The organism is Bradyrhizobium sp. ORS 285 (assembly GCF_900176205.1).
Classification (GTDB): Bacteria; Pseudomonadota; Alphaproteobacteria; order Rhizobiales; family Xanthobacteraceae; genus Bradyrhizobium.
The window spans coordinates 5,573,266-5,587,859 of record NZ_LT859959.1; the positions used below are offsets into that span (position 1 = coordinate 5,573,266).

The 14,594-nt window shown below is 66.3% G+C and carries 11 protein-coding genes; 8 read left to right on the forward strand and 3 right to left on the reverse strand.

The window, feature by feature from the left end; genetic code table 11:
* Positions 1 to 916: 916 nt before the first annotated feature.
* Both BRAD285_RS25045 and BRAD285_RS25050 read left to right on the forward strand, forming a co-directional pair.
* On the forward strand, positions 917 to 1,213 hold the full coding sequence (locus tag BRAD285_RS25045) for a hypothetical protein (RefSeq protein ID WP_006614054.1): 297 nt from the start codon (positions 917 to 919) through the stop codon (positions 1,211 to 1,213).
* 8 nt (positions 1,214 to 1,221) lie between these two features.
* Positions 1,222 to 1,911, forward strand: coding sequence for a hypothetical protein (locus BRAD285_RS25050; RefSeq protein WP_006614053.1), 690 nt, complete (start codon positions 1,222 to 1,224; stop codon positions 1,909 to 1,911).
* Positions 1,912 to 1,944: 33 nt separating this feature from the next.
* Here the strand turns inward: BRAD285_RS25050 and BRAD285_RS25055 are convergent, their stop codons facing one another.
* A complete protein-coding gene (locus BRAD285_RS25055; protein WP_006614052.1) occupies positions 1,945 to 2,583 on the reverse strand; it encodes a TetR/AcrR family transcriptional regulator in 639 nt (212 codons plus the stop codon).
* A 340-nt stretch (positions 2,584 to 2,923) separates the two neighbouring features.
* Here BRAD285_RS25055 and BRAD285_RS25060 point away from each other — a divergent pair, with 340 nt between their 5' ends.
* The 4 genes from BRAD285_RS25060 (at position 2,924) to BRAD285_RS25075 (ending at position 9,740) form a co-directional block, all read left to right on the forward strand.
* Positions 2,924 to 4,045: an efflux RND transporter periplasmic adaptor subunit gene (locus BRAD285_RS25060; protein WP_006614051.1), complete on the forward strand. Its 1,122-nt coding sequence runs from the start codon at positions 2,924 to 2,926 to the stop codon at positions 4,043 to 4,045.
* Positions 4,042 to 5,118 (forward strand): efflux RND transporter periplasmic adaptor subunit, encoded by a 1,077-nt coding sequence (locus BRAD285_RS25065; RefSeq protein WP_006614050.1) that lies wholly within the window; start codon positions 4,042 to 4,044, stop codon positions 5,116 to 5,118. Before BRAD285_RS25060 ends, BRAD285_RS25065 begins: the two co-directional genes overlap by 4 nt.
* On the forward strand, positions 5,115 to 8,192 hold the full coding sequence (locus BRAD285_RS25070; protein ID WP_006614049.1) for an efflux RND transporter permease subunit: 3,078 nt from the start codon (positions 5,115 to 5,117) through the stop codon (positions 8,190 to 8,192). Before BRAD285_RS25065 ends, BRAD285_RS25070 begins: the two co-directional genes overlap by 4 nt.
* Before the next feature lie 273 nt (positions 8,193 to 8,465).
* Entirely contained in the window at positions 8,466 to 9,740 is a 1,275-nt protein-coding gene (locus BRAD285_RS25075) for a DUF2130 domain-containing protein (protein ID WP_006614048.1), read from the forward strand.
* A gap of 272 nt (positions 9,741 to 10,012) precedes the next feature.
* Here the strand turns inward: BRAD285_RS25075 and BRAD285_RS25080 are convergent, their stop codons facing one another.
* Positions 10,013 to 11,434 (reverse strand): FAD-binding oxidoreductase, encoded by a 1,422-nt coding sequence (locus BRAD285_RS25080; RefSeq protein WP_006614056.1) that lies wholly within the window; start codon positions 11,432 to 11,434, stop codon positions 10,013 to 10,015.
* Between the two features lie 72 nt (positions 11,435 to 11,506).
* Between BRAD285_RS25080 and BRAD285_RS25085 the strand changes: the two genes are divergently transcribed.
* Positions 11,507 to 12,022 carry a thioesterase family protein gene (locus BRAD285_RS25085; RefSeq protein WP_006614057.1) on the forward strand — a complete coding sequence of 172 codons (516 nt, stop codon included), beginning with the start codon at positions 11,507 to 11,509 and terminating at the stop codon, positions 12,020 to 12,022.
* Here BRAD285_RS25085 and BRAD285_RS25090 read toward each other — a convergent pair.
* Positions 12,014 to 13,513, reverse strand: coding sequence for an amidase (locus BRAD285_RS25090; RefSeq protein ID WP_006614058.1), 1,500 nt, complete (start codon positions 13,511 to 13,513; stop codon positions 12,014 to 12,016). The two genes, BRAD285_RS25085 and BRAD285_RS25090, sit on opposite strands and share 9 nt — an antisense overlap.
* Positions 13,514 to 13,772: 259 nt before the next feature.
* Between BRAD285_RS25090 and BRAD285_RS25095 the strand changes: the two genes are divergently transcribed.
* Complete coding sequence (locus BRAD285_RS25095) at positions 13,773 to 14,573, forward strand: roadblock/LC7 domain-containing protein (protein ID WP_006614059.1); 801 nt, start codon at positions 13,773 to 13,775, stop codon at positions 14,571 to 14,573.
* Positions 14,574 to 14,594: the final 21 nt, after the last annotated feature.

Consider the following 14,594-nt stretch of genomic DNA (forward strand, 5'->3'; position numbering starts at 1 on the left):
CGGGACGTAGTCGATTAGTATAGACATCAGGCGAATAACGGACATGCGATCGTAGTCCCGCGGCGCATGACGCCCGAGTGATGCATCGACCGTGTCCCTCTCGCCAGTGAGAGGGCGCAGGGAAGGCCGGACCTCGGCTGAGGCCCGTGGCCCCCGTGCGAGAAAAATGCACGGGGCAGGAACCACAGGTACAGCCGGACAGACCCGGCCCTCCCTGCGCGATGGGTTTCACGCTTATGGCGCGCTCTCCCCGGTGTCCGGCTTTGAGCCACCGTCGCCTGCGGGCTCATCATCGCCCAAAGACTTGACGCCAGCTTCGGGGCGCCAGGACCACACGCTTTTGCGTCCGCGCCGGACAGCGCTCGTCGCGCGCTGCCGATCACGGCCACCGCTCCCCACCTCCACGTATCGTGACGACGCGTACGTCCCTCTGCACGAGGCGGGATGGCAATACACAACCACATTTTCCGATAAAACGAAAGTGGATTATTTTTCGCTGGGGAACTGGACAGGCCAAATCAGGCTGAGGGCACTCACGAAATTCGTCTTGAGGCGCATGCGTCGCAGAGGTGTTCGGGGCCATCATCCGCCGTCGTCCAGACTGTTAGTTAGCTGTCGCGACATCCGAGGCAGGTCTGGCAGAGGATCACGTTTGCGCAGCACACGCGATGCGACAGGTCTATCCAAACTTCGCTCCCGTTGGCGCGACCGGTGCGTGAAGCGCATGCGGAGACAACCAGATTTCTCGCAACTCGTAGTTGATATCCGCTACGGGCAACGACGGTTGAGCATCGGCACATCTGATTGTCCGCATCCGCTTGCGGCAAAATTTACCGTCCATTTGGACGCAGCTTGGCGGCCGGCATGTTCACGCTAGAGTGAGTTCAACAACCAGCTCTCAGCGAAACGCCCCACCATGTCGATCTCCGTCAAAGGCCTTCTGGCCATTGTCGCGCTCATCGCGCTTGCCTGCTTGGCAAGCTCGGTCCTGAAACTCTATCTCGGGCTGCTGTGCATTTCGCTGCTGGTCAGCTTTGCCGTGGTCGGCGTGATCGCCCGGCTGGTGGACGGCATCGTCCGCCGGCGCCATCGCGGCCCGGAGCGGCGGCACGGCCGGCGCCGCCGCACTTCCGCGCTCGTCCAGGATCCGCAGCCTTTGCCGATCACGACCGTCGACCGCATCGATACGCCGTCAGCCGCGGGGCAGCTGTGATGAGCAGGATGCGCGCCGTCGGATGGGCCACGCTGCTTTGTCTCATCACCTGCACCAGGACGCACGCCGAGCGGCCGGCCTTCTCCGTCGTCGATCATCCGTCGCAGGACGGCCGCTGCGTCGAGGACATGGGACGCGGCGACCTCGATCGGTCGGAGACCGCCTGCCTTGCCCAGATCCCGAGCTTCGCGCAACGCAGCGGCGCAGCGCTGAAGCTGACATTCCGCAACGGACGCAGCCGCATCTATCGCAACCAGGATGCCAAATGCGCCGAGGGCGACACCAAGGCGTGCGTCAAGTTTCAGCTGACGGGCTACTTCCCCGATCATGATCTGATGCTGATCGAATGCGGCCGGCTCGACGGCGTCGACTGGCTCCTGGTGCGCGCCGACAATGGCGACGAGGTCGGCATCGTGGCTCCGCCGCATTACTCGCCGGAGAAGCGCTGGCTGGTGGCCGTCGCAGCGCGCCAGGGCTCCTCGGGGCCGCCCGAGGGCATCGATATCATCCCGACCAAGCGAGATCGGACGTTGAAGGATTGGCACTATCGGACGCCGGAGGACAGCAAATGGCGCTACGAGTTCGAACGCTGGGACGGCGAGGACCAGATCGTCCTGTCAGCCAAGCCGACCGAGGACACGGCGACGCCGCGCCTGGTTACGATCCATCGGAAGAAGAGCGAGTGGGTGTTCAAATAGCCGCGCTGATCGCCTCGATCCGCCGAATGTATCTCACCCCTTCGCCCGCTTCTGCTTCGCTTCAAGCGCAGTCAGATAGGTGGCCATCATCTCAGGCAGAGCAGCAACGACCACGTCGCGGCTGCGAGGATCCTGCTCGCGCGTGAACAGCAGGGTGCCGAGCACGACGGCATCGAATGTCGTAGCGGCATGCGAGCCCAACTCCGCTCCGAGCCTCGCGCGCATCACGCGGTCGATCAAGGTCCTGAACTCGGCATGCATGGCCTGGTCGTGCAGATCCAGCGTCGCCAGCGCATCGGGGTGGCGCACGAAGTAGCGGATCGCCCAGCCAATCAGCTGCTCGATCATCTCGGCCGGCGACAGCGCCGTCCACTCCGCGTCGCTTCTTTGCAGCACGCGGTCGAACGCCGGCTGCAACTCGGCGTCATGACGCTCGGCCAATGCATCGAGCATCTGATCCTTGTCGCGGAAGAAATGATAGACCGAGCCGATCGATGCGCCCGCGCGCTCGGCCGCCGCATGCATGCTGACGGCTGCGAGGCCGGACTCGGCGATGAGTGCGGCAGCGGCGTCGAGCAACTGCTCGCGGCGCTCGCGCCCACGCGCCTGGCGCGGCGCCCGGGCCGTGCCGCGCATGTCAGCTTCCGACTTGGTCACGTCTTTCCGTCGCACGTCCTGCGTCGCTCTCGTTTGGTCATCCGGCTTGCAGCGAAGCGGATGTCGGCGTGCCGCCGTGCCCTGCGCCAGCCCGGCAGACGGATTCTAAGCCTGCCAACGGGAATTTGACTAGACAATTTTTTCTAGAAATGATTGTCTAATTCACGCGCTGTCAAGGGAACAATGGTCTGCTCGTTCCCGAAGCCCCGACCCTGCCAACCGGTGACCCCGGCGCGGGTTCATTGTCGCGACGTGCAAACGTCCTGAAATGCCCCGGATTCGCGATGACCGCTGGTGCGAGCCCGGGTCGGAGCGACGACGATCAACCCTTAGGCCCGAGCCGAACGTGCAACCCATGATTCCATCCACGCGATCTCCCCCTGCTGCGCGCGCCTCACGCTCCCGCCTGCTCGCAGCGCTCGGCTGCGCCGCGGTCGGTTTCCTGCTCGCGGGCTGCGACCAGAAGACGGCAGCAACCGCGCCGCCGTCGCGGCTGGTGCGGACCGAAGTGGTGAAGCTGTCGGAGCGGCGGCAGTCGATCACGCTGACCGGCGACGTCCAGGCGCGCGTGCTGGCCGAGCTGTCGTTCCGCGTCAGCGGCCGCGTCACCGAACGGCTCGTCGAGGTCGGGGCGCACGTCAAGGCCGGCCAGGTGCTCGCGAGAATCGATCCCGCCGAGCAGCAGGCTGATCTCGACTCCGCGCAGGCCGCCGTGGTGGCGGCGGAGTCGCAAGTGAAGGTGGCGACCTCCAATTTCAACCGGCAGCAGACCCTGATCACCAGCGGGTTCACGACCCGCGCGTCGTTCGATCAGGCACAGGAGACGCTGCGCACGGCGGAAGGCTCGCTGGAAGCCGCGAAGGCGCAGCTTGGCACCGCCAAGGATGCGCTGACCTACACCGAGCTGCGCGCCGATGCCGACGGCACCATCACCGCGCGCAACATCGAGGTCGGCCAGGTCGCGCAGGCGGCTCAATCCGTGTTCACGCTGGCGCATGACGGCAACCGCGATGCCGTCATCGACGTCTACGAGGCGGCGCTGTCGCTGAAATTCGATGACAGCAAGGTCGCGCTCGCCCTGCTCTCCGATCCCTCCGTGACGGCCAAGGGCACCGTGCGCGAGGTGTCGCCGACCATCGATCCGAAGTCGGGCACCGTCCGCGTCAAGATCACGATCGAAAATCCGCCGCCCGAGATGGTGCTCGGCAGCGCCGTCAGCGCCACCGGCTTCATCAAGCCGGAGCAGCGCATCGTGCTGCCGTGGAGCGCGCTCAATGCGTCCGGCAAGACGCCGGCGGTGTGGCTGGTGGACGCGAACAAGACGGTGTCGCTGAAGCCGATCACGATCGAGGACTTCGAGACCGGCACGATCGTCGTCTCCGGCGGGCTGAAGCCGGGCGACCGTATCGTCACCGAGGGCGGCAAGCTCCTGAGTGTCGGGCAACAGGTCAGCTTCAACGAGGAGGCGCGGTCGTGATGATGCCGATGCGTTCCGTGTTTCCCCTGCTCGCGCTCGGCGTCCTTGCCGGCTGCAACGAGAAGACCGAAGCGCCCGAGCCGATCCGGCCGGTGCTGTCGATGAAGGTCGAGCCCCAGACGGCCAATGTCTCGACCGTCACCGGCACGATCGAGCCGCGCTACAAGGCCGATCTCAGCTTCCGCGTGCTGGGACGGCTGATCGCCCGGCCGGTCTATGTCGGCGACATGGTCAAGCAGGATCAGGTGGTGGCCGCGATCGATCCCGCCGCGCTCGAACTCGCCGTGCGCGCCTCCGCCGCCGAGGTCTCGCGCAGCCAGGCGCAACTGACCAATGCGACCGGGACGGAAGGCCGGCAGCGCACGCTGCTGGAAACGGACGCGACGACGAAGGCCACGCTGGAGAGTGCCGAGCAGTCGCGCGCGGCTGCCCAGGCCTCCGTCGTCAAGGCGCAGTCCAACCTCGCCAAGGCGCGCGAGCAGCTCGGTTACGCGCAGCTCAAGGCGGATTTCGCCGGCATCGTCACCGCAGTGAGCGCCGAAGTCGGCCAAGTTGTATCGCCCGGCCAGAGCGTCGTCACAGTGGCGCGGCCGGATGTTCGCGAAGCCGTCATCGATGTCGGTGACGATATCGCGGGCGCGCTGCAAGTCGGGACGCCGTTCACGATGCGGCTGCAGGCCGATCAAACCGTTAGCAGCACCGGCAAGGTACGCGAGATCGCGCCGCGCGCCGACGCCACCACGCGCACCCGACGCATCCGTATCACGCTCGATAACCCGCCCGAGACCATGCGGCTTGGCACCACGGTCACGGCGACGGTAGACGCCGAGCAGAAGATGGTCATCCGCCTGCCGCGCTCGGCCGTGCTGGAGCAGAACGACAAGCGCTTCGTCTGGCTCGTGGACGCCGCCAGCAAGACGGTGAAGCGGCAGGAAATCACGGTCGCCACCAACGAGGACGGCAGCCTGCGCGTCACTGGCGGCCTCGAAGCCGGACAGCGTGTCGTCACCGCCGGCGTGAACAGTCTCAAGGATGGCCAGGCCATCCGCATCGATCAGGAAACGCAGCCGTGAAGTCCTTCAATCTCTCCGACTGGGCGCTCGAGCACCGCTCGCTGGTCTGGTACTTCATGATCGCCTTCATGGCGGCGGGCCTGTTCTCCTACATCCATCTCGGACGCGAGGAGGATCCGTCCTTCACCATCAAGACGATGCTGATCCAGGCGAAGTGGCCGGGCGCCTCCGCCGAGGAGATGACGCGCCAGGTGACTGACCGCATCGAGAAGAAGCTCGAGGAGCTGCCGGCGCTCGACTACACCAAGAGCCTGACCGTGCCCGGTCAGACCACCGTGTTCGTCAATCTGCGCGACACCACCAAGGCGCGCGACGTCGTGCCGACCTGGCTGCAGGTGCGCAACCTCATCAACGACATCAAGGGCGACTTCCCCTCGGGTGTCGTCGGCCCAGGGTTCAACGACCGCTTCGGCGACGTGTTCGGCAACATCTACGCCTTCACCAGCGACGGGTTGAGCCAACGCCAACTGCGCGACCGTGTCGAGGAGGTCCGCGCCAAGGTGCTGACGGTGCCGAATGTCGGCCGCGTCGATATCGTCGGCGCGCAGAACGAGGTGATCTATCTCGAATTCTCGCCGCGCAAGGTGGCCGCGCTCGGCATCGACCAGCGCACCATCCTGAACGCACTGCAGGCGCAGAACGCGGTGTCGCCGTCGGGCGTGCTGCAGGCGAGACCCGAGCGGGTCGCGGTGCGCGTCTCCGGGCAGTTCACCTCGGAGGAGAGCCTCAAGTCGATCAACCTGCGCATCAACGACCGCTTCTTCCCGCTCACCGACGTCGCCACCATCACCCGCGGCTATGAGGATCCGCCGACCTCGCTGTTCAGGTTCAACGGCCAGCCGGCGATCGGACTCGCGATTGGCATGAAGGCCGGCGCCAACCTGCTCGATTTCGGCGAGGCGCTGAAGGAGGAGATGACCAAGGTCATCGCCGACCTTCCCGTGGGCGTCGGCGTGCATCTCGTCTCGGACCAGCCGAAGATCGTCGAGGAGGCCGTCGGCGGCTTCACCAAGGCGCTGTACGAGGCCGTGATCATCGTGCTCGCGATCTCGTTCGTCAGCCTCGGCGTCCGCGCGGGCCTCGTCGTCGCGATCTCGATTCCGCTGGTGCTCGCGATCACCTTCCTGTTCATGGCCTATACCGGCATCTCCTTGCAGCGCATTTCGCTCGGCGCGCTGATCATCGCGCTCGGCCTGCTGGTCGACGACGCCATGATCGCCGTCGAAATGATGGTGGCGCGGCTGGAGGTCGGCGACTCCTTGCGCAAGGCGGCGACCTACGTCTACACCTCGACCGCGTTCCCGATGCTGACAGGCACCTTGGTGACGGTCGCCGGCTTCATTCCGATCGGCCTCAACAACAGCGCCGCCGGCGAGTTCACCTTCACCCTGTTCGTCGTGATCGCGGTGTCGCTGGTGGTGTCGTGGATCGTGGCGGTGCTGTTCACGCCGCTGCTCGGCGTCACCATCCTGCCCGCATCGCTGCCAGCGCATCACGCTGAAGGCGGACGTCTGACGCGGATGTTCCGCGCCATGCTCAACGCCTGCATGCGGCATCGCTGGACGACGATCATCGTAACCGTGCTCGTGTTCGGCCTGTCGGTGTTCGGCATGGGCTTCGTGCAGCAGCAGTTCTTCCCCTCCTCCGACCGCAACGAACTGGTCATCGACTTCAACCTGCCGCAGAACTCGTCAATCGCCGAGACCAATGCGCAGATGGCGAAGTTCGAGCAGGAAGCGCTGAAGGGCGATCCGGACATCGACCATTGGTCGACCTATGTCGGCTCCGGCGCGCAGCGCTTCGTGCTGTCGTTCGACGTGCAGCCGGCCGACGTGTCGTTCGGCCAGATCATCATCGTCACCAAGAGCCTGGAAGCGCGTGACCGCGCCCGCGGCAAGCTGCAGGCCTATCTGACCAAGACCTTCCCCGGCACCGATGCCTATGTGCATCTGCTCGACATCGGTCCGCCGGTCGGCCGCCCGGTTCAGTACCGCGTCAGCGGGCCTGAGGTGGCCAAGGTGCGCGAGATTGCCCAGGAGTATGCCGGCGTGATGCGCGGCAACAGCCATCTCGGCGCCGTCATCTTCGATTGGATGGAGCCGTCGCGAGTCGTGAAGGTCGACGTGCTGCAGGACAAGGCGCGGCAGCTCGGCGTCACCTCCTCCGACATCGCCAACGCGCTGAACGGCGTGCTCGACGGCACCTCGATCACCCAGGTGCGCGACGACATCTATCTGATCGACGTGCGCGGCCGCGCCCAAGCCAAGGAGCGGCAGTCGCTGGAGACCCTGCGCGACCTGCAACTGTCCGGCTCGAACGGCCAGTCGATCCCGCTCGCCGCGCTGGCGACCCTCCGCTACCAGATCGAGCAGCCGGAGATCTGGCGCCGCTCGCGGCTGCCGACGCTGACCTTGAAGGCCAGCGTGATCGACCAGGTGCAGCCGAACACGGTGGTCGATCAGCTCAAGCCGGCGCTGGCGGCCTTCAACGCCAAGCTTCCGGCCGGCTACAAGGTCGTCACCGGCGGCGCGGTCGAGGAAAGCGCCAAGAGCCAGGCGCCGATCGTCGCGGTCGTGCCGATCATGCTGTTCACGATGGCCACGATCCTGATGCTGCAGCTGCAGAGCTTCCACCGGCTGTTCCTGGTGTTCGCGGTGGCGCCGCTGGCGCTGATCGGCGTCGTCGCGGCGCTGCTGCCGAGCGGCGCGCCGCTCGGATTCGTCGCCATCCTCGGCGTGCTCGCGCTGATCGGCATCCTGATCCGCAACTCCGTGATCCTGATCGTGCAGATCGAGCATCTGCGCGACGAGGGGCGGCCCCCCTGGGAGGCCGTGATGGAGGCGACCGAGCACCGCATGCGGCCGATCATGCTGACGGCGGCAGCGGCCTCGCTGGCCCTGATCCCGATCGCGCGCGAGGTGTTCTGGGGCCCGATGGCCTATGCGATGATGGGCGGCATCATCGTCGGCACCGTGCTGACCCTGCTGTTCCTGCCGGCGCTGTACGTCGCCTGGTTCCGCATCAAGGCGCCGGAGAAGAATGCTTCGGCCGAGCCGGCTCCACACGGCGCGTAAGGGCGCAGTGGCGACGATGCACGCTGCTGTGCGGGCCTCATGGTTCGAGACGCGCCGCAAGCGGCGCTCCTCACCATGAGGGTTAGAGCAGCGCCGCCAATCAGACCCTCGTCCTGAGGAGCTCGCCGGCAGGCGAGCGTCTCGAAGGACGGCCACGAGTTGAACTGTGGTGGTCCGACGAATCGCGGATATTTGCGTGGGATAAGCCGTCCGCGTGGGTTAAACGCCCCGCGGCGGCCGGTTAGATTCGGCTCCCATGGAGAGATGCGAATCATGACCGATCCTCAGATCGTCTGCCCCTCCTGCCGCACGGAGATCAAGCTCACCGAGCAGCTCGCAGCGCCTCTGATCGCGGAGACGCGCCGGCAGTTCGAGAAGCAGCTTCAAGCCAAGGAGGCCGATTTCGGCCGCCGCGAAGCGCAGCTCAAGGCCGCGCAGGAACAGATCGCGCAGGCCAAGGCCGCGATCGACCAGCAGGTCGCGGCCAAGCTGAAGGCCGAGCGCGCGGCGATCGCGCAGGCTGAGGCCGAGCGGGCGCGCCAGGCCGTGGCCGATGAGATGAGCAACCGCGACCGTCAGCTCGCCGAACTGCATCAGGCGATCGTCAGCAAGGATGCCAAGCTCGCGGATGCGCAGAAGGCGCAGGCCGAGATGCTGCGCAAGCAGCGCGAGCTCGACGAGGCCCGCCGCGAGCTCGATCTCACCATCGAGACCAAGGTGCAGGAGAACCTCACAGCCGTCCGCGACAAGGCGCGGCTCGAGGCGGAGGAGTCGCTGAAGGCCAAGGTCGCCGAAAAGGAGACGCAGATCGCCGGCATGCAGCGGCAGATCGAGGAGCTCAGGCGCAAGGCCGAGCAAGGCTCGCAGCAGCTCCAGGGCGAAGCGTTGGAGATCGAGCTGGAATCGCAGCTGCGGGCGCGCTTCCCCCGCGACCTCGTCGAGCCCGTGCCGAAGGGCGAGTTCGGCGGCGACGTGATCCATCGCGTGGTCGGCCCCGGCGGCCAGGCCTGCGGCGCGATCCTGTGGGAATCCAAGCGCACCAAGAACTGGAGCGATGGCTGGCTGGTCAAGCTGCGCGACGATTTGCGCGCGGCGAAGGCGGACATCGCGCTGATCGTCTCGACCGCGCTGCCGAAGGGCGTCGACGGCTTCGACCTCATCGACGGCGTCTGGGTCGCCGAGCCGCGCTTCGCGCTGCCGCTGTCGCAGGCGCTGCGCCAGTCGCTGATCGACGTCGCCTGCAGCAAGCTCGCGCAGGAGGGCCAGCAGACCAAGATGGAAATGGTCTACGCCTATCTCACGGGTCCGCGTTTCCGCCACCGCATCGACGCCATCGTCGAGCGCTTCACCGAGATGCAGTCTGACCTCGATCGCGAGCGCAAGACCATGATGCGGCTGTGGGCCAAGCGCGAGGAGCAGCTGCGCGGCGTGCTGGATTCGACGGCGGGACTGTATGGAGATCTGCAGGGCATCGCGGGACGTGCGATGCAGGAGATCGAGAGCCTGGATGTGTTGCTGATCGAGGGCAAGAGCGAGGCGGCGGAGTAGTTTCCGGTTTGAGCGCGCCGGATAATCAGCATCCAATTGCTCTGTCGTACGAAGTTTTTGGCCCCGATCTCGCAGCTGGCGCAGTGCAACCTCGCCCCGCGTGCGGCGAGAGGTCGGATTGCATCGCCAGATGCAATCCGGGTGAGGGGGTACAGGCTCACCACACACATCACCCGCGCGGCTGCCCCTCACCCCAACCCTCTCCCCGTAAGAACGGGGAGAGGGAGCGCACCGATCGTGCGGCGATAGCTTAATCTAGATCAATAATGCGCTCAGGCTGCCGGGATGATCTTGCCGGGGTTGAAGATGTTCTGCGGATCGAGCGCCTGCTTGACGGCGCGCATCGCGTCGAGGGCTTCCTGGCCGAGCTCTGACTTCAGGTACTTCTGCTTGCCCTGACCGATGCCGTGCTCGCCGGTGCAGGTACCGCCCATGGCCTGGGCGCGCTCGACCAGGCGGTGCATGAAGTCTTCGCCGCGGGCCATCTCGTCGGCGTCGTCGACGTCGCACATCAGCGAGCAGTGGAAGTTGCCGTCGCCGACATGGCCGACGATCGGCGAGGTCAGCTTGAGACGCGCGAGGTCCTCCTCGGTCTCGCCGACGCAATCGGCGAGCCGCGAGATCGGCACGCAGACGTCGGTCGCGACCACGCCGACGCCAGGCCGGATCGCCTTGACGGACCAGTAGGCATCGTGCCGCGCCTGCCACAGCTTGGTGCGATCCTCCGGCTTGGTGGTCCAGGCGAAATCGCCGCCGCCGCACTCCCGCGCAATCTCGGCGAAATTCCGCGACTGTTCGGCGACCTCGGCCTCGCTGCCGTGGAACTCCAGCAGCAAGAGCGGCGTCTCCGGCAAAGTCAGTTTCGAATAGGCGTTGCACGCCCGCACCTGTGCCGCGTTGAGCAGCTCGATGCGCGCCATGGGAATTCCGGTCTGGATCGCGAGGATCGTCGCCTGGCAGGCGCCGCGCACGGTCTCGAACGAGCACGACGCGGCCGCGATCGTCTCGGGAATGCCGCGCAGCCGGATCGTCATCTCGCAGATGATGCCGAGCGTGCCCTCGGCGCCGATGAACAAATGCGTCAGGTCGTAGCCGGCGGCGGACTTCTTGGCGCGGGTGCCGGTCTTGATGATCTCGCCGTCACCGCGCACCACCTTCAGCGCCAGCACGTTCTCGCGGATCGTGCCGTAGCGCACCGCATTGGTGCCCGACGCGCGCGTCGAGGCCATGCCGCCGAGCGAGGCGTCCGCGCCCGGATCGATCGGGAAGAACAGGCCCTGGTCGCGGAGATATTCGTTGAGGGTCTTGCGGGTGATGCCGGGCTGGATGACGCAGTCGAGATCCTCGGCATGCACCTCCAGCACCTTGTTCATGTCGCGCATGTCGATGCAGATGCCGCCGGCGGGCGCATTGACCTGGCCTTCCAGCGAGGTGCCGGTGCCGAACGGAATGATCGGCACGCCGAGCGGCGCACAGATGCGGACGACGTCCTGGATGTCGGCGGTCTCCTGCGCCAGCACCACGCCATCCGGCGGCTGCGTCGGCAGCCAGGTCGTGGTATGGCCATGCTGCTCGCGCACGGCCTGCGAGGTGATCAGCTTGTTGCCGAAGCGGGCGGCGAGCGCGTCGAGCGCGCTTTTCAGCGCCTCCGGCGCGGGCCGCTTCAGGTCGTGATGAGGGATCGTCGTCGCCACTTTGTCCTCCGGAAGTTGGGCGGACCGTGGCAAAGGACGCAACAAGGGTCAAGGGAGCAAACGGAAGAGCCGATGAGCGATAATGCAGTGCCCACACAGGCCGGAAGCAGGCCGTTCCTGTCGTCCGTCATGCAGATCGAGCCGCAATGGATCGACTACAATGGCCACCTCAACATGGCCTATTACAACGTGATGTTCGACCGCGCGATCGACCAGATCTGGGCCGAGCTAGGCATCGGCCCGGCCTACATGAAGGAGCGCCAGGGCTCGACCTTCACCGCCGAATGCCATGTGCGGTACTTGCGCGAGATCCATCTCGGCGATCCCGTCCAGGTCGCGGTGTGGCTGATCGCCGCCGACGAGAAGCGGCTGCACACGTTCGAGGAGCTGCGCCACGCCGAGGAAGGCTGGATCTCGGCGACCTCGGAGAACATGTCGGTGCATATCGACATGACCAGGCGCAAGGTCGCGTCGTTCCCGGCGGACATCCAGGATAACATCAGCCTGACGTTGCAAGCACATGCTGCGCTGCCGCGCCCCGATGGCCTGGGCCGGGCCATCGGCATGCCGGCGAAACGATCAGTCTGATCGCACCCAGTCCGGCAGCCGCTCGAACCAGGGCTGCGCTTCTTCGAGCTGGCGGGCGAGTTGCAGCAGGCGGGCTTCGTCGCCGAGGCGGCCTGTGAACTGCACGCCGAGCGGCAGGCCGTCGGCGGTCCAGTGCAGCGGCACGCTCATCGCCGGCGTGCCCGTCAGATTGGCGAGTTGCGTGAACGGGACATATTGCAGGCTGTCGCGGGCGATCTTGTCGATCATGCCGTCGAGCGCGCCCCAGCGCGTCAGCAGTCCGAGCAGGCCGACGCGGTCGAGCATGTCGAGCAGGGTCTGCTCGGCGGTCGAGGGATCGCCCTGCCCGTGCCGGATCGGCGGATGCGCGAGCGTCGGCGTCAGCAGCATGTCATAGCGCGTATGGAAACGCGCGAGCGCGCGGGCAAAGCCGTTCCATTTCAGAAGTTGCGTGGTCAGTGCGCCCGCCGAAATCGCGCCGCCGAGCGTCGACAGCACCCGCGTCAACAGCTCGAACTCCTCACGCTTCGCGCCCTTGGCGCGGGCATCGGCCACCAGTGCCGCGACCTGGCCGAAATAGATGTGCAGGAACGAGGTCGCGAGCGCGGCGCCGTCGATGTCGGGCGTCGCTTCCTCGACCTCGTGACCGAGCCCTTGCAGCAGCTTCGCGGTCGTCTCGACCGCAAGCTTCGCCTCGGCGTGAACCTCGGTGCCGATCGGCGACGACGTCGTGTAGCCGATGCGCAGCCGGCCGGGATCGCGCGCCATCACGTTGGCGAAGACGACGCCGGGCTCGGCCACCAGAAACGGATCGCCGGGCTCGGCGCCCACGATGACGTCGAGCACCAGCGCGGTGTCACGGACGCTGCGCGAGATCACGCCTTCGCAGGACGCGCCAAACCAATATTCGCCGAAGCCCGGCCCCGACGAGACCAGGCCGCGCGAGGGCTTCAGTCCAAACAGGCCGCAGCAAGCGGCGGGAATGCGGATCGAGCCGCCGCCGTCATTGCCGGCCGCCATCGGCACCACGCCCGAGGCGACCGCCGCGGCGGCGCCGCCACTGGAGCCGCCAGGCGTATGCGCCGCATTCCACGGATTGCTGACCCGGCCGAAGGCTTGGGAGTCGCTGACGCCCTTGAGCGCGAGCTCCGGCAGATTGGTCTTGCCGAAGATCACCAGGCCCGCTTCGAGATAGCGCCTGACGACGGAGGCATACTCGACGGCGGCCACGGCGGACAGCGCCTTGCTGCCATAGGCGGTCGGCAGGCCCGCATAGTCCTGCGCGCAATCCTTGATCAGGAAGGGCACGCCGGTGAACGGGCCGGAGGCCAGCTTCGCCAGCTGTGCGCGCGCCTCGCGCTCCATCAGCCTGCAGACGGCGTTGGTCCGGGGCTGGGCCCGCTCGTTCTGCGTCAGCGCGAGCTGCAGCAGCTCGGCCGCGCTGGTCTCGCCCGCCTTCACCGCTGCGGCCAGCGCCGTCGCATCGCGCTGCAGGTAGTCCCGAACGTCCACGCTGCCCTCCCCATGCGCCATTGGCTGCCGTCATCGTAGCTGATTCTGGCTGCAACAGAGGCGCAGTTGCGCCGAAAGCGGCGACATCGCGGCATCCCGAAGGCAATCCTGGCGGTATGATGCTTGGCCTCGGTCGATTTGACGGCCGGATTGCGCATCTCGCCCTGATTTTAGTTAATTTGATTCAGATCATTCGTCGCGTTCCTTGCGTCGGCCTAACCTTACGCATCGTTAGTTGCGTAGAGTTGACGAGAGAGCGATGGGACGCCTCGCAAGCCTGCTGAGCAGAGCGCACGGACCGCATGACGATGTCGCGGCCGTCCCCGTGACCACCGCCGACTACTTCATCCTGCTGTCGCGCGCGATGGAGAACCTGCCCGATTCCAGTCCCGAGCGGCGGGCCGAAGTCTATCAGTCCGCACGCCAGGCGCTGGTGACCCAGCTGCGGGCGATGGATCCGCCCGTCTCCCGATCCCGCATCAAGGCCGAGCAGCGCGCGCTGGACGACGCGGTGGAGACGCTCGAAACCCGGGCGCAGACCGCACCGGATCCGACGGACGACCCTGAAACTAATCAGCAGCCAGCCGATCCAGAGATTTCAAATCTTTCAATTGCACCGAGTGAAGACGACACCATGACCCAGCACCAGTTTCAATCCAGGTTTGCCCCCCGCCCCGCCGTCGAGGAGAAGCCGATGTCACGGCTCGATGAAATCAACCGCGTGCTGCGCAAGCTGCAGAGCGACTCCTTTGGCGTCGAGGCCTGCGCCTTGATCTCCGAGGACGGGCTGATGATCGCGAGCGTGCTCGCCGCCGACATGGAGGAGACGCGCGTCGCCGGCATGACGGCGACGTTGCTGTCGCTCGGCGGCCGCGCCGCGATGGAGCTCGGCCGCAGCCATCTGCAGGAGGTCATCATCCGCGGTGAGTCCGGCTATGCGGTGCTAGTCAGCGCCGGCCGCGGCGCGCTGCTGCTCGCGCTGACCAACGAGAATAGCAAGCTGGGCCTGACCTTCTTCGACATGCGCGAGGCCGTCCGGTCGCTGCAGAAGGTGCTGTAGCAGTCATACAAATAGGCCGGC

Bases quoted from the DNA above. Each gene is read 5' to 3' on its own strand.
- BRAD285_RS25045 (WP_006614054.1), top strand. From the start codon at position 917: ATGTCGATCTCCGTCAAAGGCCTTCTGGCCATTGTCGCGCTCATCGCG.
- BRAD285_RS25060 (WP_006614051.1), top strand. From the start codon at position 2,924: ATGATTCCATCCACGCGATCTCCCCCTGCTGCGCGCGCCTCACGCTCC.
- BRAD285_RS25085 (WP_006614057.1), top strand. From the start codon at position 11,507: ATGAGCGATAATGCAGTGCCCACACAGGCCGGAAGCAGGCCGTTCCTG.
- BRAD285_RS25095 (WP_006614059.1), top strand. From the start codon at position 13,773: ATGGGACGCCTCGCAAGCCTGCTGAGCAGAGCGCACGGACCGCATGAC.
- BRAD285_RS25050 (WP_006614053.1), top strand. From the start codon at position 1,222: ATGCGCGCCGTCGGATGGGCCACGCTGCTTTGTCTCATCACCTGCACC.
- BRAD285_RS25075 (WP_006614048.1), top strand. From the start codon at position 8,466: ATGACCGATCCTCAGATCGTCTGCCCCTCCTGCCGCACGGAGATCAAG.